This window comes from Cupriavidus sp. C2SS-8b, assembly GCF_057073745.1.
Genome location: NZ_CP172718.1, coordinates 243,478 through 264,504 on the forward strand (window position 1 = coordinate 243,478; position 21,027 = coordinate 264,504).

At 57.9% G+C, this 21,027-nt stretch carries 16 protein-coding genes and 2 pseudogenes; 8 read left to right on the forward strand and 10 right to left on the reverse strand.

The window, feature by feature from the left end:
* Position 1: 1 nt before the first annotated feature.
* Together ACIGJB_RS30765 and ACIGJB_RS30770 are read right to left on the reverse strand one after the other, a co-directional pair.
* A complete protein-coding gene (locus ACIGJB_RS30765; protein WP_043355338.1) occupies positions 2–1,513 on the reverse strand; it encodes an FAD-linked oxidase C-terminal domain-containing protein in 1,512 nt (503 codons plus the stop codon).
* Positions 1,514–1,845: 332 nt separating this feature from the next.
* Positions 1,846–2,727, reverse strand: a complete 882-nt coding sequence (locus ACIGJB_RS30770; RefSeq protein ID WP_043355340.1) for a LysR substrate-binding domain-containing protein — start codon at positions 2,725–2,727, stop codon at positions 1,846–1,848.
* 472 nt (positions 2,728–3,199) lie between these two features.
* On the opposite strand from ACIGJB_RS30770, the gene ACIGJB_RS30775 reads away from it, so the two are divergent.
* The 4 genes from ACIGJB_RS30775 (at position 3,200) to ACIGJB_RS30790 (ending at position 8,256) form a co-directional block, all read left to right on the forward strand.
* Positions 3,200–4,804 (forward strand): FAD-binding oxidoreductase, encoded by a 1,605-nt coding sequence (locus ACIGJB_RS30775; protein WP_043355342.1) that lies wholly within the window; start codon positions 3,200–3,202, stop codon positions 4,802–4,804.
* A gap of 34 nt (positions 4,805–4,838) precedes the next feature.
* On the forward strand, positions 4,839–6,062 hold the full coding sequence (locus tag ACIGJB_RS30780; RefSeq protein WP_043355344.1) for a CaiB/BaiF CoA transferase family protein: 1,224 nt from the start codon (positions 4,839–4,841) through the stop codon (positions 6,060–6,062).
* Positions 6,063–6,120: 58 nt separating this feature from the next.
* Positions 6,121–7,107 carry a Bug family tripartite tricarboxylate transporter substrate binding protein gene (locus ACIGJB_RS30785; RefSeq protein WP_043355346.1) on the forward strand — a complete coding sequence of 329 codons (987 nt, stop codon included), beginning with the start codon at positions 6,121–6,123 and terminating at the stop codon, positions 7,105–7,107.
* Between the two features lie 129 nt (positions 7,108–7,236).
* Positions 7,237–8,256 carry a LacI family DNA-binding transcriptional regulator gene (locus tag ACIGJB_RS30790; protein WP_043355348.1) on the forward strand — a complete coding sequence of 340 codons (1,020 nt, stop codon included), beginning with the start codon at positions 7,237–7,239 and terminating at the stop codon, positions 8,254–8,256.
* Positions 8,257–8,613: 357 nt separating this feature from the next.
* Here the strand turns inward: ACIGJB_RS30790 and ACIGJB_RS30795 are convergent, their stop codons facing one another.
* Positions 8,614–9,057, reverse strand: coding sequence for a MarR family winged helix-turn-helix transcriptional regulator (locus ACIGJB_RS30795; RefSeq protein ID WP_043355349.1), 444 nt, complete (start codon positions 9,055–9,057; stop codon positions 8,614–8,616).
* A gap of 151 nt (positions 9,058–9,208) precedes the next feature.
* Here ACIGJB_RS30795 and aceE point away from each other — a divergent pair.
* The 4 genes and pseudogenes from aceE to ACIGJB_RS30815 all read left to right on the forward strand — a co-directional run.
* Positions 9,209–9,565 (forward strand): annotated as a pseudogene (gene aceE / locus ACIGJB_RS30800) (pyruvate dehydrogenase (acetyl-transferring), homodimeric type); the annotation flags it as partial.
* A 115-nt stretch (positions 9,566–9,680) separates the two neighbouring features.
* Complete coding sequence (locus ACIGJB_RS30805; protein ID WP_081201625.1) at positions 9,681–10,997, forward strand: cytochrome P450; 1,317 nt, start codon at positions 9,681–9,683, stop codon at positions 10,995–10,997.
* Between the two features lie 20 nt (positions 10,998–11,017).
* A pseudogene (locus ACIGJB_RS30810) lies at positions 11,018–11,216 on the forward strand (ferredoxin).
* A 529-nt stretch (positions 11,217–11,745) separates the two neighbouring features.
* Entirely contained in the window at positions 11,746–13,083 is a 1,338-nt protein-coding gene (locus tag ACIGJB_RS30815; RefSeq protein WP_483734868.1) for an IS4 family transposase, read from the forward strand.
* A 542-nt stretch (positions 13,084–13,625) separates the two neighbouring features.
* Here the strand turns inward: ACIGJB_RS30815 and ACIGJB_RS30820 are convergent.
* Genes ACIGJB_RS30820 through ACIGJB_RS30850 form a run of 7 tightly spaced genes read right to left on the reverse strand, consistent with a single transcriptional unit; the run spans position 13,626 to position 21,012 of the window.
* Positions 13,626–14,741: an acyl-CoA dehydrogenase family protein gene (locus tag ACIGJB_RS30820; RefSeq protein WP_043355352.1), complete on the reverse strand. Its 1,116-nt coding sequence runs from the start codon at positions 14,739–14,741 to the stop codon at positions 13,626–13,628.
* Positions 14,742–14,752: 11 nt separating this feature from the next.
* Positions 14,753–15,934: an acyl-CoA dehydrogenase family protein gene (locus ACIGJB_RS30825; RefSeq protein WP_043355354.1), complete on the reverse strand. Its 1,182-nt coding sequence runs from the start codon at positions 15,932–15,934 to the stop codon at positions 14,753–14,755.
* Positions 15,935–15,963: 29 nt separating this feature from the next.
* Positions 15,964–16,701 carry an enoyl-CoA hydratase/isomerase family protein gene (locus ACIGJB_RS30830; RefSeq protein ID WP_043355356.1) on the reverse strand — a complete coding sequence of 246 codons (738 nt, stop codon included), beginning with the start codon at positions 16,699–16,701 and terminating at the stop codon, positions 15,964–15,966.
* Between the two features lie 7 nt (positions 16,702–16,708).
* Positions 16,709–17,449 carry an enoyl-CoA hydratase/isomerase family protein gene (locus ACIGJB_RS30835; RefSeq protein ID WP_043355358.1) on the reverse strand — a complete coding sequence of 247 codons (741 nt, stop codon included), beginning with the start codon at positions 17,447–17,449 and terminating at the stop codon, positions 16,709–16,711.
* Positions 17,446–18,714: a CaiB/BaiF CoA transferase family protein gene (locus ACIGJB_RS30840; RefSeq protein WP_043358200.1), complete on the reverse strand. Its 1,269-nt coding sequence runs from the start codon at positions 18,712–18,714 to the stop codon at positions 17,446–17,448. Before ACIGJB_RS30840 ends, ACIGJB_RS30835 begins: the two co-directional genes overlap by 4 nt.
* A gap of 13 nt (positions 18,715–18,727) precedes the next feature.
* The gene (locus ACIGJB_RS30845) at positions 18,728–20,143 is read right to left on the reverse strand and encodes an aldehyde dehydrogenase family protein (RefSeq protein ID WP_043355360.1); all 1,416 of its coding nucleotides are present in this window, start codon (positions 20,141–20,143) and stop codon (positions 18,728–18,730) included.
* Positions 20,143–21,012: a VOC family protein gene (locus ACIGJB_RS30850; protein ID WP_052495072.1), complete on the reverse strand. Its 870-nt coding sequence runs from the start codon at positions 21,010–21,012 to the stop codon at positions 20,143–20,145. Before ACIGJB_RS30850 ends, ACIGJB_RS30845 begins: the two co-directional genes overlap by 1 nt.
* Positions 21,013–21,027: the final 15 nt, after the last annotated feature.

The following is a 21,027-nucleotide window of genomic DNA, read 5'->3' on the forward strand; positions in this document are numbered from 1 at the left end:
TCTAGAACCTCGGGATTTCTGGATGCGGCAGCATCCCACGCCGAACAGTCATGCGACCATATTCGGCACATCGATGCAGCGTCGGAATTACCTTCCCAGGATTCAAGAGCGATTGCGGATCGAATGCACGTTTCAGCGCAAACATTTGTTCTCGCTCTGCGCCTGAGAACTGAACGCACATTGAGTTCAGCTTCTCCACGCCCACACCGTGCTCTCCGGTCACCGTCCCGCCAAGCGTGACGCTTGTTTCCAGAATCTCAGCGCCGAATTGCTCCGCCTGGTGCAGTTCTTCGGGATTGTTGGCGTCGAAAAGGATCAGCGGATGTAGATTCCCGTCGCCGGCGTGGAACACGTTCACGCAGCGAAGCCCATAGCGCACCTCCATCTCGCTGATTGCTCGAAGGATCGCAGCGAGACTCTTGCGAGGAATCGTGGAATCCATGCACAGGTAATCCGGGCTCATGCGCCCCGTCGCGGGAAATGCATTCTTTCGCCCGCTCCAGAAACGAAGACGCTGCGCCTCGTCCTGACTTGCTTCAAGACGAGTGGCCCCGCTGGCGGTGAGGACGGCATTCATCTTCACAATCTCGTCCTCGACCTCCAACGCCGTCCCATCACTCTCGCACAATAGGATTGCGGCCGCGTCCAGGTCATAGCCAGCATGCACGAAGTCCTCTACGGCGGCGGTCATCGGCTTGTCCATCAGTTCCAGGCCGGCTGGGATGATGCCGGCCGCGATGACGTTGGCTACGGCGTCACCAGCGGCTTCGACGGTGTCGAAGCTTGCAACGATGCATCGCGCAAGTTCTGGCTTAGGAATTAACTTGACGGTGACTTCCAATGTCACTGCGAGCATCCCTTCACTGCCTACAACGACGCCGAGCAAATCGAGCCCAGGGACATCAAGGGCTTCCGATCCAAACTCTATCGCCTCGCCCTGAATGGTGTATCCCCGTACTTTCATTACGTTCTGCAACGTGAGTCCGTACTTGAGGCAATGGACGCCTCCGGAATTCTCGGCCACGTTTCCACCGATCGTGCAGGCAATCTGGCTGGACGGATCGGGGGCGTAGTACAGCCCATACGTAGCGGCTGCCTCACTGATTGCGGCGTTGCGTACACCGCATTGGACCACTGCGGTACAACTCACAGGATCTACCCTGACGATCCGGTTAAAACGAGCGAGCGAAAGGAGCACGCCCATCTCATGTGGGAGCGCACCGCCTGACAATCCCGTGCCTGCGCCCCGAGCCACGACGGGCGCACCGAGCGTCTTGCACGTTCGCAGAATGGCAACAACCTGCTCTTCTGTTTCGGGAAGCACCACGACGAGCGGCTGCGCCCGATAGGCCGTAAGGCCATCGCATTCAAATGGCTGGGTGTCCTCGCGCTGCGACAGGATAAGGTCCCTAGGCAGCACGCCTTCTAGCGCGGAAACCACTTCCGCACGCCGGGCTTCCCTCCGCTCAGCGTCAGTAGGATGTGCCAACCAGCCGTCACGCGTCGCATTCATGACTTTGCCCTCCTGGTGCGATGAAGCTGCGTCGTGCTGTGCCGGTCTATTGGATAATCAGTGCGGAGCGACGGCGCGACCGTAGCGAGCCGGCGAACCGCGCAATCAGCCTGGACGGATGCTGCAGCTCCAAGGCGGAGCGTTGCTTCCGGGCGCTGAGGCTCAAACGTTGAGCGATGAATGCGATGCATTGTGTGGGGAGGTTCTAATACACTTCTGTCAAAGGCGTCGACGAGACGCCATGACTTGACTGTAGACAATCACGCGATATAGCAGGTTGAGAGTTATTTGCGGTTGAGTTGCAGAAAACTTGATTGCCGTGTTTGGGCCGCTCAACTTAGCGAGTCGGTGAGCCACTCCATAAAGGCGGCGCACTCCCATCTCTCCAGGGCCCCAGGTTCCCAGCATAAGTAGTGCGCCATCGGTGAAGGCACGGATCGATCCGATATGCGGATGAGTCGCCCCCCCTCTAGCCATGACTGCGCCATACGGGTCCTCACTAGTGCCACGCCGAACCCGCACGCGGCTGCGTCATAGAGAAGCCCTAGATCGTTGAATTGAGCGCCCACATGCGGCTCCGTTCTCGTCAATCCACATGAGGAGAACCATGTCGTCCAAGGCTCAAGCGGGCTACGTATCAGACGCGCCTGGTCGATTTCACCCGCCATTTCGAAGCCTTCGAAGGGGCCGAACTCGTTGAGATAGGTAGGGCTGCAAGCCGGCGCCACCTCCTCCGAGAGAACGACGCGATGATCGACGTCCGCATATCCGCCGGCGCCGTACCGGATTTCCAAATCGGATGGCTCGGCTGTGACGTCCAGGAATGGGATGGAGACCTGCAAGATAAGGTCGATGTCCGGATACTTGTTGCGGAACAGTTCCAGTTTGGGCATCAGGAACTGCCTGGAGAAAGTTGGGGTCACCGCGACCCGCAGTCGCGTGGAAGAGGCTTTTCCATTTTTGACCGGCATCTGCTGTAGCGCAGCGAGGCCGCTTCGGACATTCGCCAGGTACGCTGCACCATGTGCAGAAAGCGTGAAGTCACTCCGCCCGAAGAGTTCAACACCGAGGTGAGATTCAAGCTGGCGGATTCGATGACTCACGGCGCTGGTTGTTACACACAACTCGTCGGCGGCACGTGTGGCGCTCCGAAGCCTTGCAACCGTCTCGAAGGTGACAAGACATTGAATGGGCGGGATGTGTTGCAGGGCCATATCTTCTCTCCGTTTGGTGGGCTACCCAGGGCGGATATGCCGCATGTCATCGCTTGAGGCCTAGGGAGCGGCCACACTTCTTGCTGCTCTGTCGCTCGAGCACCATGCCAACGCTGCAACGAGCAAGCGCCCCCAGATTGCTTGCTCAGGATCGACTCACTGGGTCCTCAGGCAAGGACGTACGTGACGCCCTGCAAGGGAAGACCACCAAGTAAGTCGCTCTCCAACCCACAGTGACCTCGCCGCGGGAAGGTCTCTTAGCGATCCGATCTCTTCGTCGACTCCTGCTCCAACCCATGGCCGCGACTGCGTTAACTGCTTGACATTATGCCGCACCAATCTAAACTTATGTAATCGATTGCACGCAGTGCTGTTTTCGCCTCATCACCGTACTGGCATTGGTTATTTACAGTCTCTGATGCAGGTTACCGTAACGTATGTAATCGATTACCACATCACACAGGAGGCAACAATGCAGGAACGTCGTCGTAAGTTTTACGGGTGGGGCTATGAGGGTGACACCGTCACGCCGGACGAAATCCGGGAGTTCGAGGCAGCGTGGACACGCTTGCTGGGTGTCGAGCACTTCGAAGCGACACCTTTTCCGACGCCCGAAGAAATTTCGCTGCGCAAACCTCGCGTACAGCTGCCCGCGTCGCTTCGCGAAATCTGCACAAGCGATCATTACGACCGCCTGTATCACACCTACGGCGCGGGCACCATGGATGTTGCGCGCGCAATGCGCCGGGAATTTTCCAACCCGCCGGACGTCATCGCCTACCCGCGCACTGAGCAGGACATCGTGGACCTGTTCGACTGGTGCGGGCGCCAGAACGTTGCTGCAGTTCCGTACGGCGGCGGCACCAGCGTCGTGGCCGGCGTGAATCCGCCCGAGCACGATCGTTACCGTGGCGTGGTGTCCATCGACATGAAGCACTTCAACAAAGTGCTGGAGGTAGACCAAACATCGCAGGCCGCGCGCATTCAAGCGGGCGTCCTTGGCCCGGAGCTGGAACGACAGCTCAAGCCCACCGGCCTGACCATGCGATTCTTCCTGCAAGCGTGGGAGTTCTCGTCACTGGGGGGTTGGATCGCAACGCGAGCAGCAGGCCACTTTGCGACCGCGTTCACTCAGATCGACGACCACGTCGAGAGCATGCGAGTGGTAACGCCCCAGGGTGCCATTGAATCCCGACGTTTCCCGGTATCGGGTTCGGGACCCAATCCGGATCGACTTTTCCTCGGCTCCGAAGGCGCACTGGGCATCATTACCGAGGCGTGGGTCAAGCTTCACCGCCGGCCGGTCTTCCGCAAGCAGGTGACCGTACGTTTCCGTGACTATGCGCGCGCTGTCGAGGCCACACGGGTACTGTCTCAATCTGGACTGAACCCTGCCAATGCCCGCCTTGTGGAACGCGAAGAAGCCTTGTACACGGGTTCGAGCGACGGCAGCTATGACATTCTCGTGCTGGGATTCGAGTCCGCCGACCACCCGGTCGAGGCACGCCTGAAGCGAGCACTGGAAATTTGCGCGGAGTGCGGCGGCGAATGGGACGATGATCCGGTCAGCGGAAACCAAGGTGGTGCGGACGCTGCGACATCGAGCTGGCGAAACAAGTTCCTGCGCGGCCCATACCTGCGCGAGTACGCCATTGCTCGCGGCGTCATGCGCGAGACCATGGAAACCGCGTGCACGTGGGACAAGTTCGCCGCTCTTCACGCGCACGTCAAGGCAGAAACGCATCGGGCCATTCGCGAAGTTACCGGCCGCCCGGGTTCGGTGACTTGCCGCTTTACCCACCTCTACCCTGATGGCCCTGCGCCATATTTCACGTGGTTTGCCTATGGCGATAAGGCTCGATTGCCCGAGCAGTTCCAAGCGATCAAACGCATTGGAGAGCAAGCCATGGTGGACGCAGGCGGTACGGTGACCCACCACCATGCGCTTGGTCGGGACCATCGCCCTTGGTACGACAAGGAACGGCCGGAGCTGTTCTGCACCGCGCTAAAGGCCGCCAAGCAGGCCTTTGATCCGCACCAGGTCTTGAACCCTGGCGTGCTGTTCGACCCGAGCTAATTAGTTAGAAACTCAAAAAAGAGGAGTAGGAGATATGGCAGGCCCCCTTGCAGGTATCAAGGTCCTAGACTTGAGCCGGATCCTTGCTGGACCCTGGAGCACGCAACTATTGTCCGACCTGGGCGCTGACGTGATGAAGGTTGAGCGTCCCGGCACCGGCGATGACACGCGAGCTTGGGGCCCGCCGTTCCTTACTCGTGAGGATGGCACGACGACGGAAGAGTCGGCGTACTTCCTTTGCGCCAATCGCGGGAAGCGTTCGATCACTCTGGATGTCAGCAGCAAGGTCGGTCAGGATTTGCTGCACGAGCTAGTCAAAGATTGCGACGTCTTCGTTGAGAACTACAAGTTCGGCGATATGCAACGTTACGGGTTGGACTTCAAGACCCTGAGTGAGATCAATCCTCGGCTCGTCTACTGCTCCATCACCGGCTTCGGGCAGACGGGCCCATACCGCAAGCGGGCTGGATACGATTTCGTGGTGCAAGCCATGGGCGGGCTGATGAGCATCACAGGCGAGCGCGACGGCGTCCCCGGTGGCGGCCCGCAAAAATGCGGGGTGCCCATATCGGACTTGATGACTGGCATGTATGCAAGCGTTGCAATTGTCAGCGCGCTATTTGAGCGAGTCGGCAGTGGCCGCGGGCAGTACATCGATATGAGCCTGCTGGATACGCAGGTGGCGTGGCTGGCAAACCAGGCCTCGAACTATTTGGTGGGCGGGAGCCACCCGCGTCGTTGGGGCAACGCGCACCCCAATCTCGCACCTTATCAGTCATTCCCTGCAAGCGATGGCTCTCTGATCGTAGCAGTCGGTAATGACCGGCAGTTCCGAGCCATGTGCGAAGCGCTGGGTTTAATCAATCTTCCGGATGATGACCGCTATCGACGCAATGCGGATCGTCTAAAGAACCGTGAAAGTCTTGTGGAGGTGCTCTCGGCTCGCTTTGAAGAAGAAGAGAGAGACACGTGGCTCAAACTGCTGGAATCGGTCGGCGTACCTTGTGGCCCGATCCAGAGCATTCCAGAAGCACTGGAGGATCCCCATATCCGGGCGCGTGAAATGGTTTTCTCTTTGCCCCACAGCAGCGGTGCAAGCGCGCCCCAGGTTGCGAACCCTATCAAGTTCTCTCGCAGCAGTATCGACTACCTTCGCGCGCCCCCAGCGCTGGGCGAACACACTGAAACCATCCTGAAAAATGAGCTCGGGAAGTCTGTGGAGCAAATTGAGGCAATGCGCCGCGATGGGACGATCTGACGTGTAATCCGCCCGACCACAGTGATCACCATAAAGATCACGTTCAAAGGAGACAGACATGCATCGATTGCTACGAATTGCGGGGGCATTAGCCGTTTGCGGAGTGACACTGACCATCGGTCTGGCCGCCGCCCACGCTAAGGAATGGCCGGTCCAGCCGATTCGGGTCGTTCTTCCATATCCCCCTGGCGGCGCCTCAGACGTGACCGCCAGGCTCCTAAGCGCTAAGCTTAGCCAGGCATGGGGAGAGTCTGTTGTTGTGGAGAACCGGCCTGGCGCAAACGGCATCATCGCTAATGAAGCCGTTGCGAAGGCGCAGCCTGACGGCTACACCGTGCTGATGGCCAACCTTGGGCCGAATGCCATCAACCCGGCCGTATACGGGAGACTTCCTTATGACACGCTGAAAGACTTTACGCCAGTTGTCTTGGTGACAAAGGTGCCGCTCATTATCGTCACGGCAGCAAATTCGCCGGTGAAGGACCTGCGCCAACTGGTCTCATTAGCAAAGGCCAAGCCAGGACAGATTACCTTTGGATCTGCAGGCAACGGTTCGGGCAGCCATCTGGCCGGGGAACTCCTTAGTACCATGGCTGGCGTCAAGATGAACCACGTTCCCTATAAGGGAGACGCGCCTTCGCTCACAGACGTGCTCGGTCAGCAGATCAATGTTGCCCTTCCCACCGCGCTTGCTGGAATGCCACATGTCAAGAGTGGAAAACTCAGGGCTCTTGCGGTCACGAGCAAGACTCGATTGCCGGCACTGCCCGATGTGCCGACGGTAGATGAAGCGCTCGGGATAAGCGGATACGAAGCCGTTTCTTGGGGTGGATTTATGGTGCCGACCGGGACCTCACCAGCCATCGTTGCTAAGATGAACAGCCAGTTCAACAAAGCCCTTCAGGATCCGGAGGTCCGCGACAAGCTGATGGCTCAAGGCGCGCAGATCGCAGGCGGCACCCCGGAAGCATTCGATGCGTTTCTGCGCACCGAAGTTACGAAATGGAAGCGCGTGGCTGATTCAGCAAAGGTCCGGCTCGACTAGCCCTCACCGGGAATGCCGGTCCGTCGTCGGGATACCCCCCGACGACGGAAACTGCCTGTGGACTACCAAGGTCGTTACAATGACGGCAGTCGGCCGATATCCCAGGCTGAAGATAACCGCTGATCCGATATGGTGAATGTCAAGCAAGTCGCCCTCCTCGCCGGCGTTTCCTCGGCAACAGTCTCCCGTGCACTGACATCGCCGGATCGGCTGCGACCTGACACGCTGGAGCGCGTGCAGAACGCCATCGCAAGCCTCAACTACGTCCCGTCTTCCTCGGCTCGGGACCTGCGTCAAGGGCGCACGCGATCGGTCGGCATCATTGCGCCGACACTGATGAACGAGCTTTACGCGAAAGCGGTCGATACCTTAGAGGCGCAGCTCGATCGGCTCGGATACACCGTTTTATTGACGTGCCACCGGGACGACAGTGAGACAGAACTACGCTGCGCGCGCGCGCTTTTGGAGCGCAGAGTCGACGGAATCGCCATTATCGGGTCACAGCATCACCCTGACGTCTTCTCGCTAATCCACAAGCATGCCATTCCGTATGTCCTAATGTGGGCCGTCGATCGTGAGGGTATGCATCCCACGGTGGGATATGACAATCGCTTGGCGATGCGCAGGTTGACGAGCTATTTGGTCAAACAGGGACATCGAAAGTTTGCCGTCCTCCCAGGGCCACTAGAGACTCAATTTCTCTCCTCTCAACGACTTCTGGGCATCCAAGACGTCCTCAGTGAGAACGGCATTTCGATACCCGACGACCGCATTCTCCCGACACCGTACGAAGCATCTGCCGTCCGGCAAGCGGTTCGGACCTGTCTCGAGCGTAATGACTCGCTGCCGCATCAGGAACAGCCGACTGCCCTGATATGCATCAATGACTTCGTTGCTGTGGCAGCGATCGCGGAGTGCCGCACATTGGGACTATCGGTTCCGAGCGACATCTCAGTTACAGGCTTCGGCGACTGGCAGATGGCGGAACTGATGACGCCCGCACTCACGACCGTACACTCGAATCCCGTTCTGATTGGCGAACTTACTTCTCGTAACCTGGTTGATCAGATTGAAGGCGGGTCCAAACGCATTCAGACCGAGTTCGAGCCTGACCTTGTAGTTCGCGAAAGTACGGCGCCGCCCCAATAGTTGGTGAGCCAAACTACGTTTTGTCGCTACGGACGGAACTCAGCCGTCGCTCTAGCTAGGCCCTCACCGGGCACAAAGCGGTCGAAGCATACGTTGTCCAGCTATTAAATGAAGCGTTGCAGACAACGTTCTGAGGGAATTCTTCAGTCATGCGGGGCGCCTAATGGATATCAGTCTCTGCTCCATCCTGATGTCCGCTTAGGGTGGGCCGGTAAGCGCCGGTCATGCCACTGACCTTTGATTGAGGCGTCAGGGTACCGCCGTTGCCAACTAAGTCGAACGTGTCCCAAAAAGCGGACACATTCGTCCCCTCCGGCGCGAGCCAGAAGCGTCACCGCACGAAAAGGGAGTTCGAACCTATTTCGGCCACCCCGCTTTGGCTGCCGCCGCATCCAGCGCACGAGAAAATCGCCCGATGTCTTCCGGCCGGAACTCGGCCAGAAACAGTTCTTTGACCGCCGCCTCGTAGATGCCCCACATCTTCTTGCGCAAGGCCTTACCTTGCCGTGTGACGGACACGAACGCGGCGCGGCCGTCTTCCTCTGACCGGATACGGGTCACCAGCTCTTCACGCTCCAGCCGGTCAATCAGGCGAGTCAGGTTGTACCGCTCGATGGCAAGCACATCGGCCAGCTCATGCATCCGGCGGCTTTCCTCCGGCCCGCTTTCAATCCCCCACAGCACGTCGTACCACGCGTAGACAGGCAGTCCAGCCTCGGCAAGACGCCGATCCACCTCACGTATCAAGGCCCGGTGCGACCGTACAAACGAAAACCACAAATCCGGCTTCTCAGTCGACATGGTATCTCCAATAGTTGCAGTTGCAATTATGCCGCAGAGCGCTCACAATGCCCAGACGATTGCAACTGCAATTTATTTGAAGCGCAATGGCCACGCCTATCCGACCGGGCCTGATGCGAACCGAAGCCCCGTCAATCCCATGGAGACAGAGATGAATGCCCCGGTGTTGCCGCTACACGTATTGCCGCTGGATGTGGACCCGCAGGAAACCCAGGAATGGATTGAGGCCCTGGCCGCCGTGACCGAAGTGGAAGGCCGCGAACGCGCCCACTACCTGATCGGCCGCCTGCATGAATCGGACGCGGCCCGACACGGGGATTTCCATGGCGCAATCACGACGCCCTACGTCAATACGATTGCCGAATCGGGCGAGCAGCCGTACCCAGGCGACACCTCGATCGAGCGCCGACTGGCCGCCATGGCGCGCTGGAATGCCATGGCGATGGTGTTGCGGGCGGGCAAGCACTCCAACGTCGGCGGGCATATCGCCACATATGGGTTCTCCGCTTTCTTCTGATGTCTACGGGTCGACCTTCGATTCTGTTGTTGAGGGTAAACCCCCCTTTGCGCCACATAGGTAGGCTACCTAACATTAGCCACCAATCGCCCTCGGAGATATTTCCATGACGGAGTCGCCTGCTCCCACCCCTTCCTCCAACCCATCTTCCGCGGTAGAAGGGCGCTGTCCTTTTGATGCGGCTGCGAACGAGCCGAAATCAGCGTGTCCTTTTCACGCTGAGGGCGACAGCGGCGGAATCCCAGATTTCCCCCCTAAGCGCGTAGATCCCTTGGCGCCGCCGCCGGTGTTCTTCCAGATGCAACAGAAGGGCGAATTGGCACAAGGTAAGCTTTGGGACGGAAAGATCGCTTGGCTTGTCACGCGTTATGACGATGTTCGCGCTGTCTTGTCGGACTCTCGCTTTAGCTCCGACGTCTCACATCCGGGATTTCCCTCTTCCAGCGCCGCAGTAAAGGTTGTTCGGAGTAGTAACCGGACCTTCATTACCATGGATGAACCCAAGCATTCAGAGCAACGGCGGATGCTGACCAGCGAATTCACGATCCGAAAGATCGAGAATCTGCGGCCGCGACTTCAGGCCATCGTGGACAAGCTCTTGGAAGATTTTGCGATGGGGCCGCAGCCTTCTGACCTGGTTAGCGCCTTTACATTGGCGACACCAGCATTGGCTATCTCAGAGTTGCTTGGTGTTCCATACGACGATCACGACTTCTTCCAAGAACAGGCGATGATCATGACGTCGAGCACCGCGACGAGGGAAGAGGCTAGCGCCGCGAATCAAGCGTTGTGCGAATACCTGCGTGAACTGGTGGCGAAGAGATCCGAAAGCCCCGGGGAGGACATCCTCAGTCGCCTTATCGTTAATCATGTACGGAAGGGCGATATCACTGAAACAGACGTGGTCTCGCTTGGAAGGCTTCTGCTGATTGCCGGGCACGAGACGACGGCAAATACGACGTCGATGGGGGTGCTCTTCCTACTTCAGAGGCCGGACATCTGGGAAGAGCTTCGCCAGAATCCAAGCCTCGTTCCAAACGCGGTGGAGGAGATGCTACGCTTCCTGGATGTCATACAGTCCGGGACGCGACGTGTCGCACTGGAGGACGTTGTCGTGAATGGGCAATTGATCCGAGCCGGTGATCCCGTTGTCGTGCTTAGTATTTCCGCAAATCGCGACCAGGAGCAGTTCAAAGATCCCCACGTCTTTGACCTCCGCCGTGATGCCCGGACACAGATCGCATTCGGATACGGCCCGCATCAGTGCATGGGACAAGTTCTCGCCAGAGTCGAAATGCAGATCATGTTCACCGCCCTACTGAAGCGCCTGCCGAATCTTCGGCTGGCCGTGCCCATCGAGAGCCTCGCGTTCAAGAGCGATTCGCTCATGTATGGTGTTAGGGCACTGCCCGTTAGCTGGTAAATCCACTACGGCGAATCACGATGAAAATCACAATCTATCCCGAAAAATGCTGCGGTTCCGGCCAATGCGTCGTCAATGCGCCGGATCTGTTCGACCAAAAGGATGACGGAATCGTCATTCTTTTGAATGCCGATCCGTCGGCCGATCAATACAAAATCTGCACGCTTGGCTGCTGGGATCTGTCCGGCGTTGGCAATCGAGATTCACGAGGCTCTCTGATGATTCCCCTAAGCAAATCGTAGTCATCGGGGCAACGGCCGCCGGCATCACGGCGGCACGAGCAGCCTGCGCGCGCGAGGCTGGGGCGGATGGTACTTCCATCGCAAAAGAGGGCGGCCTGCCCAACGGCCGCCCATCTCTTTCGAAGCGGTTGATGGCTGGCAAACGTTCAGTAGAGCTCCTCTAAATAGATCGCCTAGCGGGCATAAAATTTCATTCCGCAAATAACATCTGCCGAAACTTTAAATCTATTATAGAAAGATGACTCAAAGTCATAGGATTGGCTCCACCCAATTCTGTTCGAAATATCCGGTATAGATCTTTCCAGTCCTGCCAATTCGAACAGCGAACGCATAAGCCGCTGCGTGTTACATATTTCCGTGAAGCAATTGCCCTGGCTGAAGACACCTCATTACACACAACTCCTGGCGGCTGGTGCTCCGCAGAAAGTCGTTTACGGTCAATGACATAGCGGGTGGGGTTGTAAACTCTTTCGGATTGTCGTTCACTCTTGCATTTTGGGCGGCACATGAAGCGAGAGGCAACGAGTTGGGCAGCGGCAGAATTCAAGGACATTGACTTGGGCGACCAGCGCCTGAACAAGCGGGCGGTGCTGCTAGCGGAGCGGCTCGCAGAGAAGCCGGCGGCAAGCATCCCCAGCGCATGCGGCGGCTGGGCGGAAACGGCTGCGGCATACCGCTTCCTGGCTCAGGATGAACTGGACTGGCGCGATATTCTGGCTCCCCACTGGCAGAACTCAGCCGAGCGGATGCGAGCTTGCGAAGTGGTGCTATGCATCCAAGACACCACGGAGCTGGACTTTAACGGCCAGGCCATCGCCGGCTTGGGACCGCTGTCGTATGAGGCGCAACGCGGGCTATATCTGCACCCGACATACGCGGTAACGCCAGCGCGCGAACCGCTGGGCGTGCTTGACGCCTACATGTGGGCACGCGAGCCCAAGGGTGCGGATGGCGTGCGCCCCGGCATCAAGGAAAGTACCCGCTGGACCGAAGGATATGAGCGGGTCGCCGAACAGGCGGCCGCACTGCCTGCCACGCGACTCGTCTATGTGGCTGACCGGGAATCGGACATCATGGCGCTGATGGTCAAAGCAAAGGAGTTGGGCCACCCGGCGGATTGGTTACTGCGCTCGCAGCACAATCGCACCTTGCCTGGCGGCGGCAAGCTGTGGGACCAGGTAACCGCGGGTGAGCCAGTGGGCAGGATTCACTTTACGCTGGCAGCCCGTCAGGCTCAGCCGGCGCGCGCAGTACGGCAGCAGGTGTGGGCGCAACGTGTCGCGTTGCCTGATGCTGCAGGCGGCGTGGTGAGTGCCACTTGTATCGTCGCCCGGGAGGTCGACCCGCCGGCCGGCGTCAAACCGATTGAATGGCGACTGCTGAGTAATCGCGAGGTGGGCGACCTTGACGCAGCGGCGCAGCTTATTGACTGGTACCGCGCGCGTTGGGAGGTGGAACTGTTCTTTCACGTGCTCAAGAACGGCTGTCGGGTCGAGGCGTTGCAACTCGCATCGATGGCGCGGCTTGAGCGTGCCTTGGCACTGTTCATGGTGGTGGCATGGCGCATCGCTCGGTTGATGCGACTGGGCCGAACTTGCCCGGACCTGGATGCAGGACTGCTGTTCGAGCGGGATGAATGGCGCGCGGCATTCATTCTCAACAAGAAGAAACCACCGAAGACGTCACCGCGTCTGAACGAAGTCGTGCGCTTGGTCGCTATGCTCGGTGGCTTCCTGGCGCGCAAAGGCGACGGCGAACCCGGAGTCAAGACTATCTGGCAAGGCCTGCAGCGAGTGGTGGATTTCGCCGCAGGCCTCAGGTACGCGCGTGAACTTGACGACTGAGATGTGTGTAATCAAATGGGCTGAAGAGGGTCCGCCTGACTCTCGAGGATGTTGTCTGCAAACTATCCGCTATATCTGCAATATTCCAAGCTTCCTTTGGATTCATAAACACCGACAATGAAATTGCCTCCCAAAGCGGCCTGGAATCCCACAGATCGTGCATTGGTTGATCACGCACCACAGAATAACTAGTTACATCCAGATCGAAGCTGCAATGCGAGCTCTTAAAAATAGAGCCGCCCAAGAACAGACTCGCAGGAGAAAAAGCGGGGAGCTTCACGAACTTCCCCTCTTTAATTACGCGTGAATAGCCTTGTCGGATGATTATCTGCTCGCCACTCAACGAAGTCACTTTCATTGGAATTGGAAGAAAAATATCATGGATCCCGACTTGGCTTCGTGACTGAAGTTGCGTCTGCATCAATTACGCTACTATCCCGGTCCGATACTATGAGCAGCGCGAGGATGTACCACCGCGCTGCCGGAAACGATGAGGGTCACCCGCCATCGCAATTCATCGAGCACTTACTCTTCGCGGCGCCTTAGGCAGCCTTGTCAAGCTCGGGATGCATGGAGTCCGACATCTGCGCCAGATGATGCAGCGTATCTCCGAACACCGATTCCATTTGGGTAAGGCGTCTAAAATAGTGGCTGACGATATACTCATCCGTCATTCCAATCCCACCGTGCAATTGCACGGCCTGCTGGCCGACGAATCGCATCGACCCGCCCAACTGATATTTCGCTTGTGCCATGGCGCGACGTCTCTGGTTCGCCGGCGCGTTGACGTTGAGCGAGGCGTAGTAGCTCATAGACCTCGCGAGCTCTAGACTCATCTTCATATCTGCGACGCGGTGACGCAACGCTTGGAAGCTCGCGATAGCGACGCCGAACTGCTTGCGCGTCTTCATGTAATCCACCAGAGCCTCCAGGGTTACGTCCATCACGCCCACGGCCTCTGCACACGTCATTGCAATGCCAAGATCCACGGCATACGACAGGCAATCCTGGCCTTCGCGGGTGACTAGCGTGCCCGGCGCCTTCGACAACGTCAGCTCCGCGGCGCGCGAGCCGTCGACAGTTTGATAAGGGTGTACCAATACACCTGGGGCGGAGCGCTCCACAAGGAACGCTCCGAGAGTGTCAGCAATCATGGCGGGTACAATGTACGCAGCAGCATGATCGCCAACCGGCACGAGGCTCTTACTCCCAGTAAGCTCCCAACCTTCCGCCGTCTCGACTGCTCGCGTCTCGCACGTATCGATGCGATAACGATTCGCGCGCTCCTGCTGGGCCAGTACGACCAGACTTTCTCCAGAAGCGATCGTAGGCAGCCACGCCGCACGTACGCTTGCTTCGGCGTAGTTCGACAGCACTGCACCCGCAAGTAGAACTTGCGCCAGCGGTTCGAGTACGATGCCCCGCCCCAGTTCCTCCATAACCACCATAACGTCGACCGGCCCCATACCGACGCCGCCATACTCTTCTGGGACGTAAAGTCCAGTCAGCCCAAGCTCCGCAAGCTCCGAATACGCGTCCGGGGAAAATCCGCCGCTGCTCTCGGAACTGCGACGGTGCTCAAACGTATAGCTACGCTTTACCCACTTTCTTACTGCATCTCGCAGTTGGTCCTGGTCGTCAGTGAATTCGAAATCCATGCTCTACTCCTTTATCCGAGGACCACTTGCGAAACAATGTTACGCTGCACTTCATTGGAGCCACCGTAGATAGTGGTTTTCCGCAGATTAAAATATGTCGCGGCAAGCGGAGCGTTCCGTCGCTCTCCACCTGGGAACTCGCCATCCCACTCCGTCAACATAGCGTCTTGAATAAATGGGAGGCTATAGGGACCTGCAGCCAGCATCATCAATTCACTGTAGCGCTGTTGAATCTCACTGCCTCGGATTTTCAGTAGGCCTGCGATATCCAATGGATTCTTCCCGGATTTTTCTGCCGAGATAACGCGAAGAACCAGCATTTCGAGCGCGATAATATCTACCTCGAGCTTCGAAACCTCGTCTTTGAAACGAGGGTCGTCCATCATGCCTTCTGCAGCCGCGATTCGCTTCAGGCGTCGGAGCTCACGCTTGGCACGCCCGACTTCTGCAATGTTCGAGCGTTCGTGACTGAGAAGGTGTTTGGCATAGGTCCAGCCCTTATTTTCTTCGCCAATCAGGTTCTCAACGGGGACCTCAACATTGTCGAACCAGACCTCATTGACCTCGCACTCGCCGTCCAGCAGCTTAATGGGCCGAACCGTGACGCCAGGCGAACGCATGTCAATGAGCAGGAAACTGATCCCTGCCTGCGGCTTCCCTTCTGTATTGGTCCGGACGAGACAGAAAATCCACTCCCCGTACTGAGCCAACGTGGTCCAGATCTTTTGACCATTGACTATGTACTTGTCTCCCTTTCGCTCCGCTCGTGTCTTGAGCGAAGCCAGGTCGGAACCCGATCCCGGCTCGCTGTAACCCTGGCTCCACCAAACATCGCCCGTCACAATGCCGGGCAAGAAGCGCGCCTGTTGCTCAGCGTTACCAAATGCCATGATGACTGGTGCCACCATGACAGGCCCATAGGGCACGAGTCGCGGTGCTCCTGCCAACGCGCACTCTTCCTCGAATATGTGCCGCTGCACTGGTGTCCAGCCCGTGCCGCCGAACTCGACTGGCCACTTATACGTCAGCCAACCCTTTTTCCCCAGAATTTGGTGCCAACGCTGCATATCGGTGCGGGATAGCTGCAGTCCGTTGTGCACCTTGTGCGAGATCTCCTTCGGCAAATGGGCGTCGATCCACGCATGTACCTCTTTTCTAAATTCCTGCTCTTCTTCTGTGAAATTCAGATCCATTTCTCAGTCCCCTACTGTGTTAGTTAGTCCTAGCGGCCCACGAAAACGGGAGCGCGACGCTCCTTGGCCGCCAACGCCCCTTCCCGGGCGTCTTCACTCCTGGCCAGCATCTGAGCTTGGTACTGGGCGCTATAGCCTGCCTCAACCAGTCCTACCGGAATCGAGTGTCTCGCCGCCTGTTTGAGGAAACGCAGTACCAGCGGCGCTGCGCTCGCAATCTGACGCGCTGTCACTAGAGCTGCCTCTGTTTCGCTTCCTGGTTCACAGAGTTCGTTTACGAATCCGACTTCATAGGCCCGTTGGGCGGATACCGGGCGCCCGGTCAACATGAGCTCCATCGCGATCTTGTGGGGAATCCGACCGACCAGCGAGCTAATCAAGCCGGCTGCCATGCCTAGGCGACCTTCGGGATAAACGAAGGTCGTTGCCGAAGTCGCTACACAAAGATCGCAGAATGCAAGCATCGATACGCCCGCCGCTATCACGGGGCCATTAACCGCTGCAATAACCGGCTTTCCAATGTCAAATGCGACATTGGGAATGGCATGCCAAAAGGAATCCGGTGGATCGTTCGTGTCGAGGCCTGCCGTAAACACCGACCCCTCTGCACGTAGCAGGGCAACGCGATCCTCTGAGCCCGCGAAGTCTTGCCACGCGTCGTGCAACGCGTCGCACATTTCCGAGTTCAGCGCGTTTCTCTTATCCGGCCGATTCATCGTAATGACCCGGACGAAATTTTCTGATTCGATTTTTATCAACTCGGCCATGGCGTTCTTAACGCTTCTTGTTCAGGAAGGATTTGAAGATTTCCTGAGTGGCTTCGGTATTCAAGAGTTCGGCGAACATCTTCACTTCCAGGTCGAGCGCAGAACCCACAGCGGCACGATTCTCGTGGTTCAACATCCGCTTTGTCGCGCGTACCGAAGCCTTGGGAAGCTTTGCCAGTTCGGCAGCCGTTTCGCGCGCCCGTGCAAGGGCTTCCCCGTCCTGCGTCAGCGACGTCAGAAGCCCGGCATCGAAAGCTTCTTCTGCATCAAAGAACTTTCCAAGCATCAACCACTCACGTGCCTTCCGGACACCTACCAGCGATTCGAGCAGGTAGCTGGATGCGCCCTCGGGGCACAGACCCAGCGATACGAACGGCATGCGGAAGCGCGCATCTTGGGATGCGTAGGCAAAATCGACGTGTTGCAGCATCGTGGCGCCGATTCCAATCGCCAGTCCCTCGACTGCTGCGATTAGCGGCACATCGATCGCGGCCATCTTCCGGAGAAGCGTGACAGCAGGGGAATCTTCATTACCCCGCCGGGTCTGGAAATCATTGATATCGGCACCGACAGTGAAGTGTCCGCCCGCACCATGCACGATGACTGCGGCACATTCCTTGTCCGCGTTGGCCTCATCCAGAAGACGGGTCAGTTCCTGGTACATCGCGGCGCTGATCGCATTGCGCTTTTCTGGACGCGCAATGCAAATCTCCAGGACGTTTCCGACATTATTAGCTTGGATGCTCATGATTGCTCCTGAAGTGTCTTTTTTGACGTTTGGCAACTAATCACCCCACGTTCTTCGAGACCGGCGATGTGGTCCGCGGAAAGTTCTAGCAAGTCGGAAAGCACGTCTTCTGTGTGCTGACCGAGTTTCGCGGGCGCCCGAACGTAGTGCACCGGCGTTTTACTGAATTTGATGGGATTGGCGATGCCCCGTACCGAGCCGATACCTTTGTCAACCGGCACGTCGATCGCCATCTGACGGTGGATGACCTGTGGGTGAGCAAAGGCTTCCTTGTAGGTATTGATACGACCGTGCGGGATATCCGCTGCGGAGAACGCGGCAAGCCAATGCTCGGTTTGGCGCGCCGCAAGAACCGACGACACCTGCGCAATTAGCGCCTCTCGATTCCGAATGCGTCCGGATGCGGAATAGAACGTCGAATCCCGGGCCAGTTCTTTGGCGTCGATCGCTTGGCAAAAGCGTTGCCACTGGGAATCGTTCCCCACAGCAACTACCACCTTACCGTCTGCCGTATCAAAGACTTGATACGGTACGAGAGACGGATGCGCGTTCCCCCACCGGTGCGGTTCGGCGCCATTGATCAGGCACGACAATCCCTGATTCGACGACAAGCCAACCAGACAATCGAGCAGTGCCAAATCGATGTGCTGACCTTCTCCCGTGACATTCCTGTGGTTCAACGCGGCGAGGATCGCGACCGTCGCATACAGTCCCGTCGTCAGATCAGCAATGGCGATCCCGACCTTCTGTGGCCCACCACCAGGCTCGTCATCACGCTCGCCCGTTATGCTCATCAGCCCGCTTTCCCCCTGGAAAACGAAGTCGTAGCCGGGGCGGTCAGCGTACGGCCCGGATTGGCCGTACCCGGTGATAGAGCAATAGATCAGGCGCGGATTGATCTTTTTCAGACTGTCGTAGTCAAGCCCTCGACGAGCCAGATCACCAACCTTAAAGTTCTCTACAAAGATGTCGCACTCAAGAACGAGCTTACGGATCAGATCCGCACCGTCTGGGTTGGCGATGTCCACGCCAACCGATCGTTTGTTCCGATTTGCGGAAGCGAAGTAGGTGGAATCCTCAAGCACTTCCGCTTCACTCGTCATCGCATACGGCGGCCCCCACTGCCGCGTATCATCCCCTCGCGATGGGTGCTCAATCTTGATGACATCGGCTCCCATGTCGCCCAGCATCTGGGTACACCATGGCCCTGCGAGCACTCGCGTCATATCCAATACGCGAATGTTCCCTAGAGCTTGTTTCTGCATAAGAGACATCCCGTCATCCCTCGTTCATTTGGATAGATTTGTACTCGAGGAACTCATCCAAACCGACGTGACCCGCCTCCCGGCCAACACCGCTTTGTTTGAAGCCGCCGAAGGGCGCTACGGGGTTGAATCGGGCGCCGTTAATATCGACCTGTCCTGCACGAATCTTCTTAGCGGCGTCGAGTGCGAGGTCAGGATCGCCCCAAACGGCCGCCGCCAGGCCATACACCGTTGCGTTGGCGATGCGGATGCCGTCGTCGATTTCGTCGTAGGGAATCACGCAGAGCACGGGGCCAAACACCTCTTCCTTGGCCAGATAGTTATGTTGATCTGTGAGAAACACCTTCGGGCTGACGAAGAATCCTGCAGGCGGAACATCCTGGCCTGACGCGATGAGCGTGGCGCCCTCCGCTACCCCTTTTTCCGCTAGTTCCTGCACGCGGTCACGCTGCTTGCCAGAAATGAGCGGGCCGATCCGATGGCCTTCGACGAGGCTGGATCCGACAGAGAACTTGGCGAGTTCTTGCTTCACCAGGGCTTCGACGGCCGACACATCACGCGAGTGAACAATCAACCTGGTCAGCGCGCTGCAAGTCTGACCGTTGTTGAGGAAGCAGGAAGCGAGCGTTCCCTTGACGGCCACAGTCAGGTCCGCACCCGGCAATACCAAGGAAGGCGACTTGCCGCCCAATTCCAGCGTCACCTTCTTAATGGTCGACGCGGCCAAGCAAGACACTGCACGACCCGCTTCCGTGGATCCTGTGAAGCTAACCATGTCCACGCCGTCAGCTCGCGCCAACGCTGCGCCCACTACCGCACCCAAGCCGTTCACAACGTTCACCACGCCCGAAGGAAAGCCTGCGTCATTGATGGCATCGCAGATAAGGCGCGTTGTTCGGGGCGTCAATTCACTTGGTTTGAGCACGACTGTGTTCCCGGCCAGAAGCGCGGGCACCACCTTCAGAATGATCTGATGAAGCGGGAAATTCCATGGCGTGATACATGCCACGACGCCGAATGGCTCCCGGACGATGACAGATGGGCCCGTTCGCGATTGCCATGGAAATCCTTCCGCCAGCTTTACGAAGTTCCCAATGTTCCGAATGGGCGAGTCGACTTGAACGATGCGTGAGATCTTCAAGGGCGTGCCAACCTCAGCCGCGATAGCATCGGCCAACGACTCCTGCCGATTTGTGAGTTGGTCTTTTAGGCGATTAAGAATTGCGCATTTGTCCGACACGGATGTTGCGGACCAGCTGGCCAATGCGTTCTGCGCGGCACCCAAGGCGAGACCGACGTCCTCCTCGGTACCTGGAAGAATTTGGGCCGATACCAGGCCAGTATTCGGGTCCTCTACGTCGATGAGCTGTGTGCCAGAAGCACGGCGCCACGATCCCCCGATGTATTGCTGATCGAAGATCTCCGGCATCACGACTGCACCTCTGAAATCTCTTCGACTTTCTCGGGGCTACCGGACCATCCCCACGCCAACGAGGTTCGGGATACACCAAGTAGGACGCCATTCAGCGCGCTCGGATGGATCCAGAGGCCGTCCTGCTCGGGCTTGCCCGTGTCGGTCCTTCGGGTCCACTTTGCGTTGCGCGATTCGAGTCGCCTGATTACGTCCGCCAAATCATGCGTTTCGATGTAGCACATGTAAAGTGCGTCACCTCGCTTGCCCGAAAACCTGCCCATGGCAAAGGCGGGATCATGCGCTTCAGCCAATTCGATGCGATCGAGACGATCCGGCGCGAACATCAGCAGCGTGCCTTCATAGCCAAATCGCGCGAACGTGATGTCTACTGCCTTGTCGCGCTGCAGGCCCAGTTTTCGCGCGTAGCAATCCGCGACTTCTCGCCAGTCGGTGCTGAGAACCATGGTGAGCTCGTACAGAAACGACACAGGACCATTCGCTCGAACCCGCGCTGCCGCTTCGCTGACAACGAGTGGCATGCCATAGAGGCCGCCCGCGTTCAAATAGAGACGGCCGTCGGCTTCAGCAAATCGGATACCTTGCTCGGCAAGGAACCTCTGGCATTCAGCCAGGCTAGCTGTCGAGACCCCTCCAAAGAAGAGGCCTTCCCCGAAGCTATCAAGATGATCACTTACGACCCCTGCTCCCCGCGGGGTCCAAAGTTCGACCGTGCTTTCGCCGATTACCAGGCTACGGCCACGGGCATTCAGATGGTCGCTTGCAAGCTCATCAAGATACTGCGCCCCAAGTACTTCCCTGTAGTTCTGCTCTGCTTGATCGAGGTCGCGCACCGCAACGAGGATTCTGTCAACCGAGTTCAACATTGCTTCTTCCTTAAA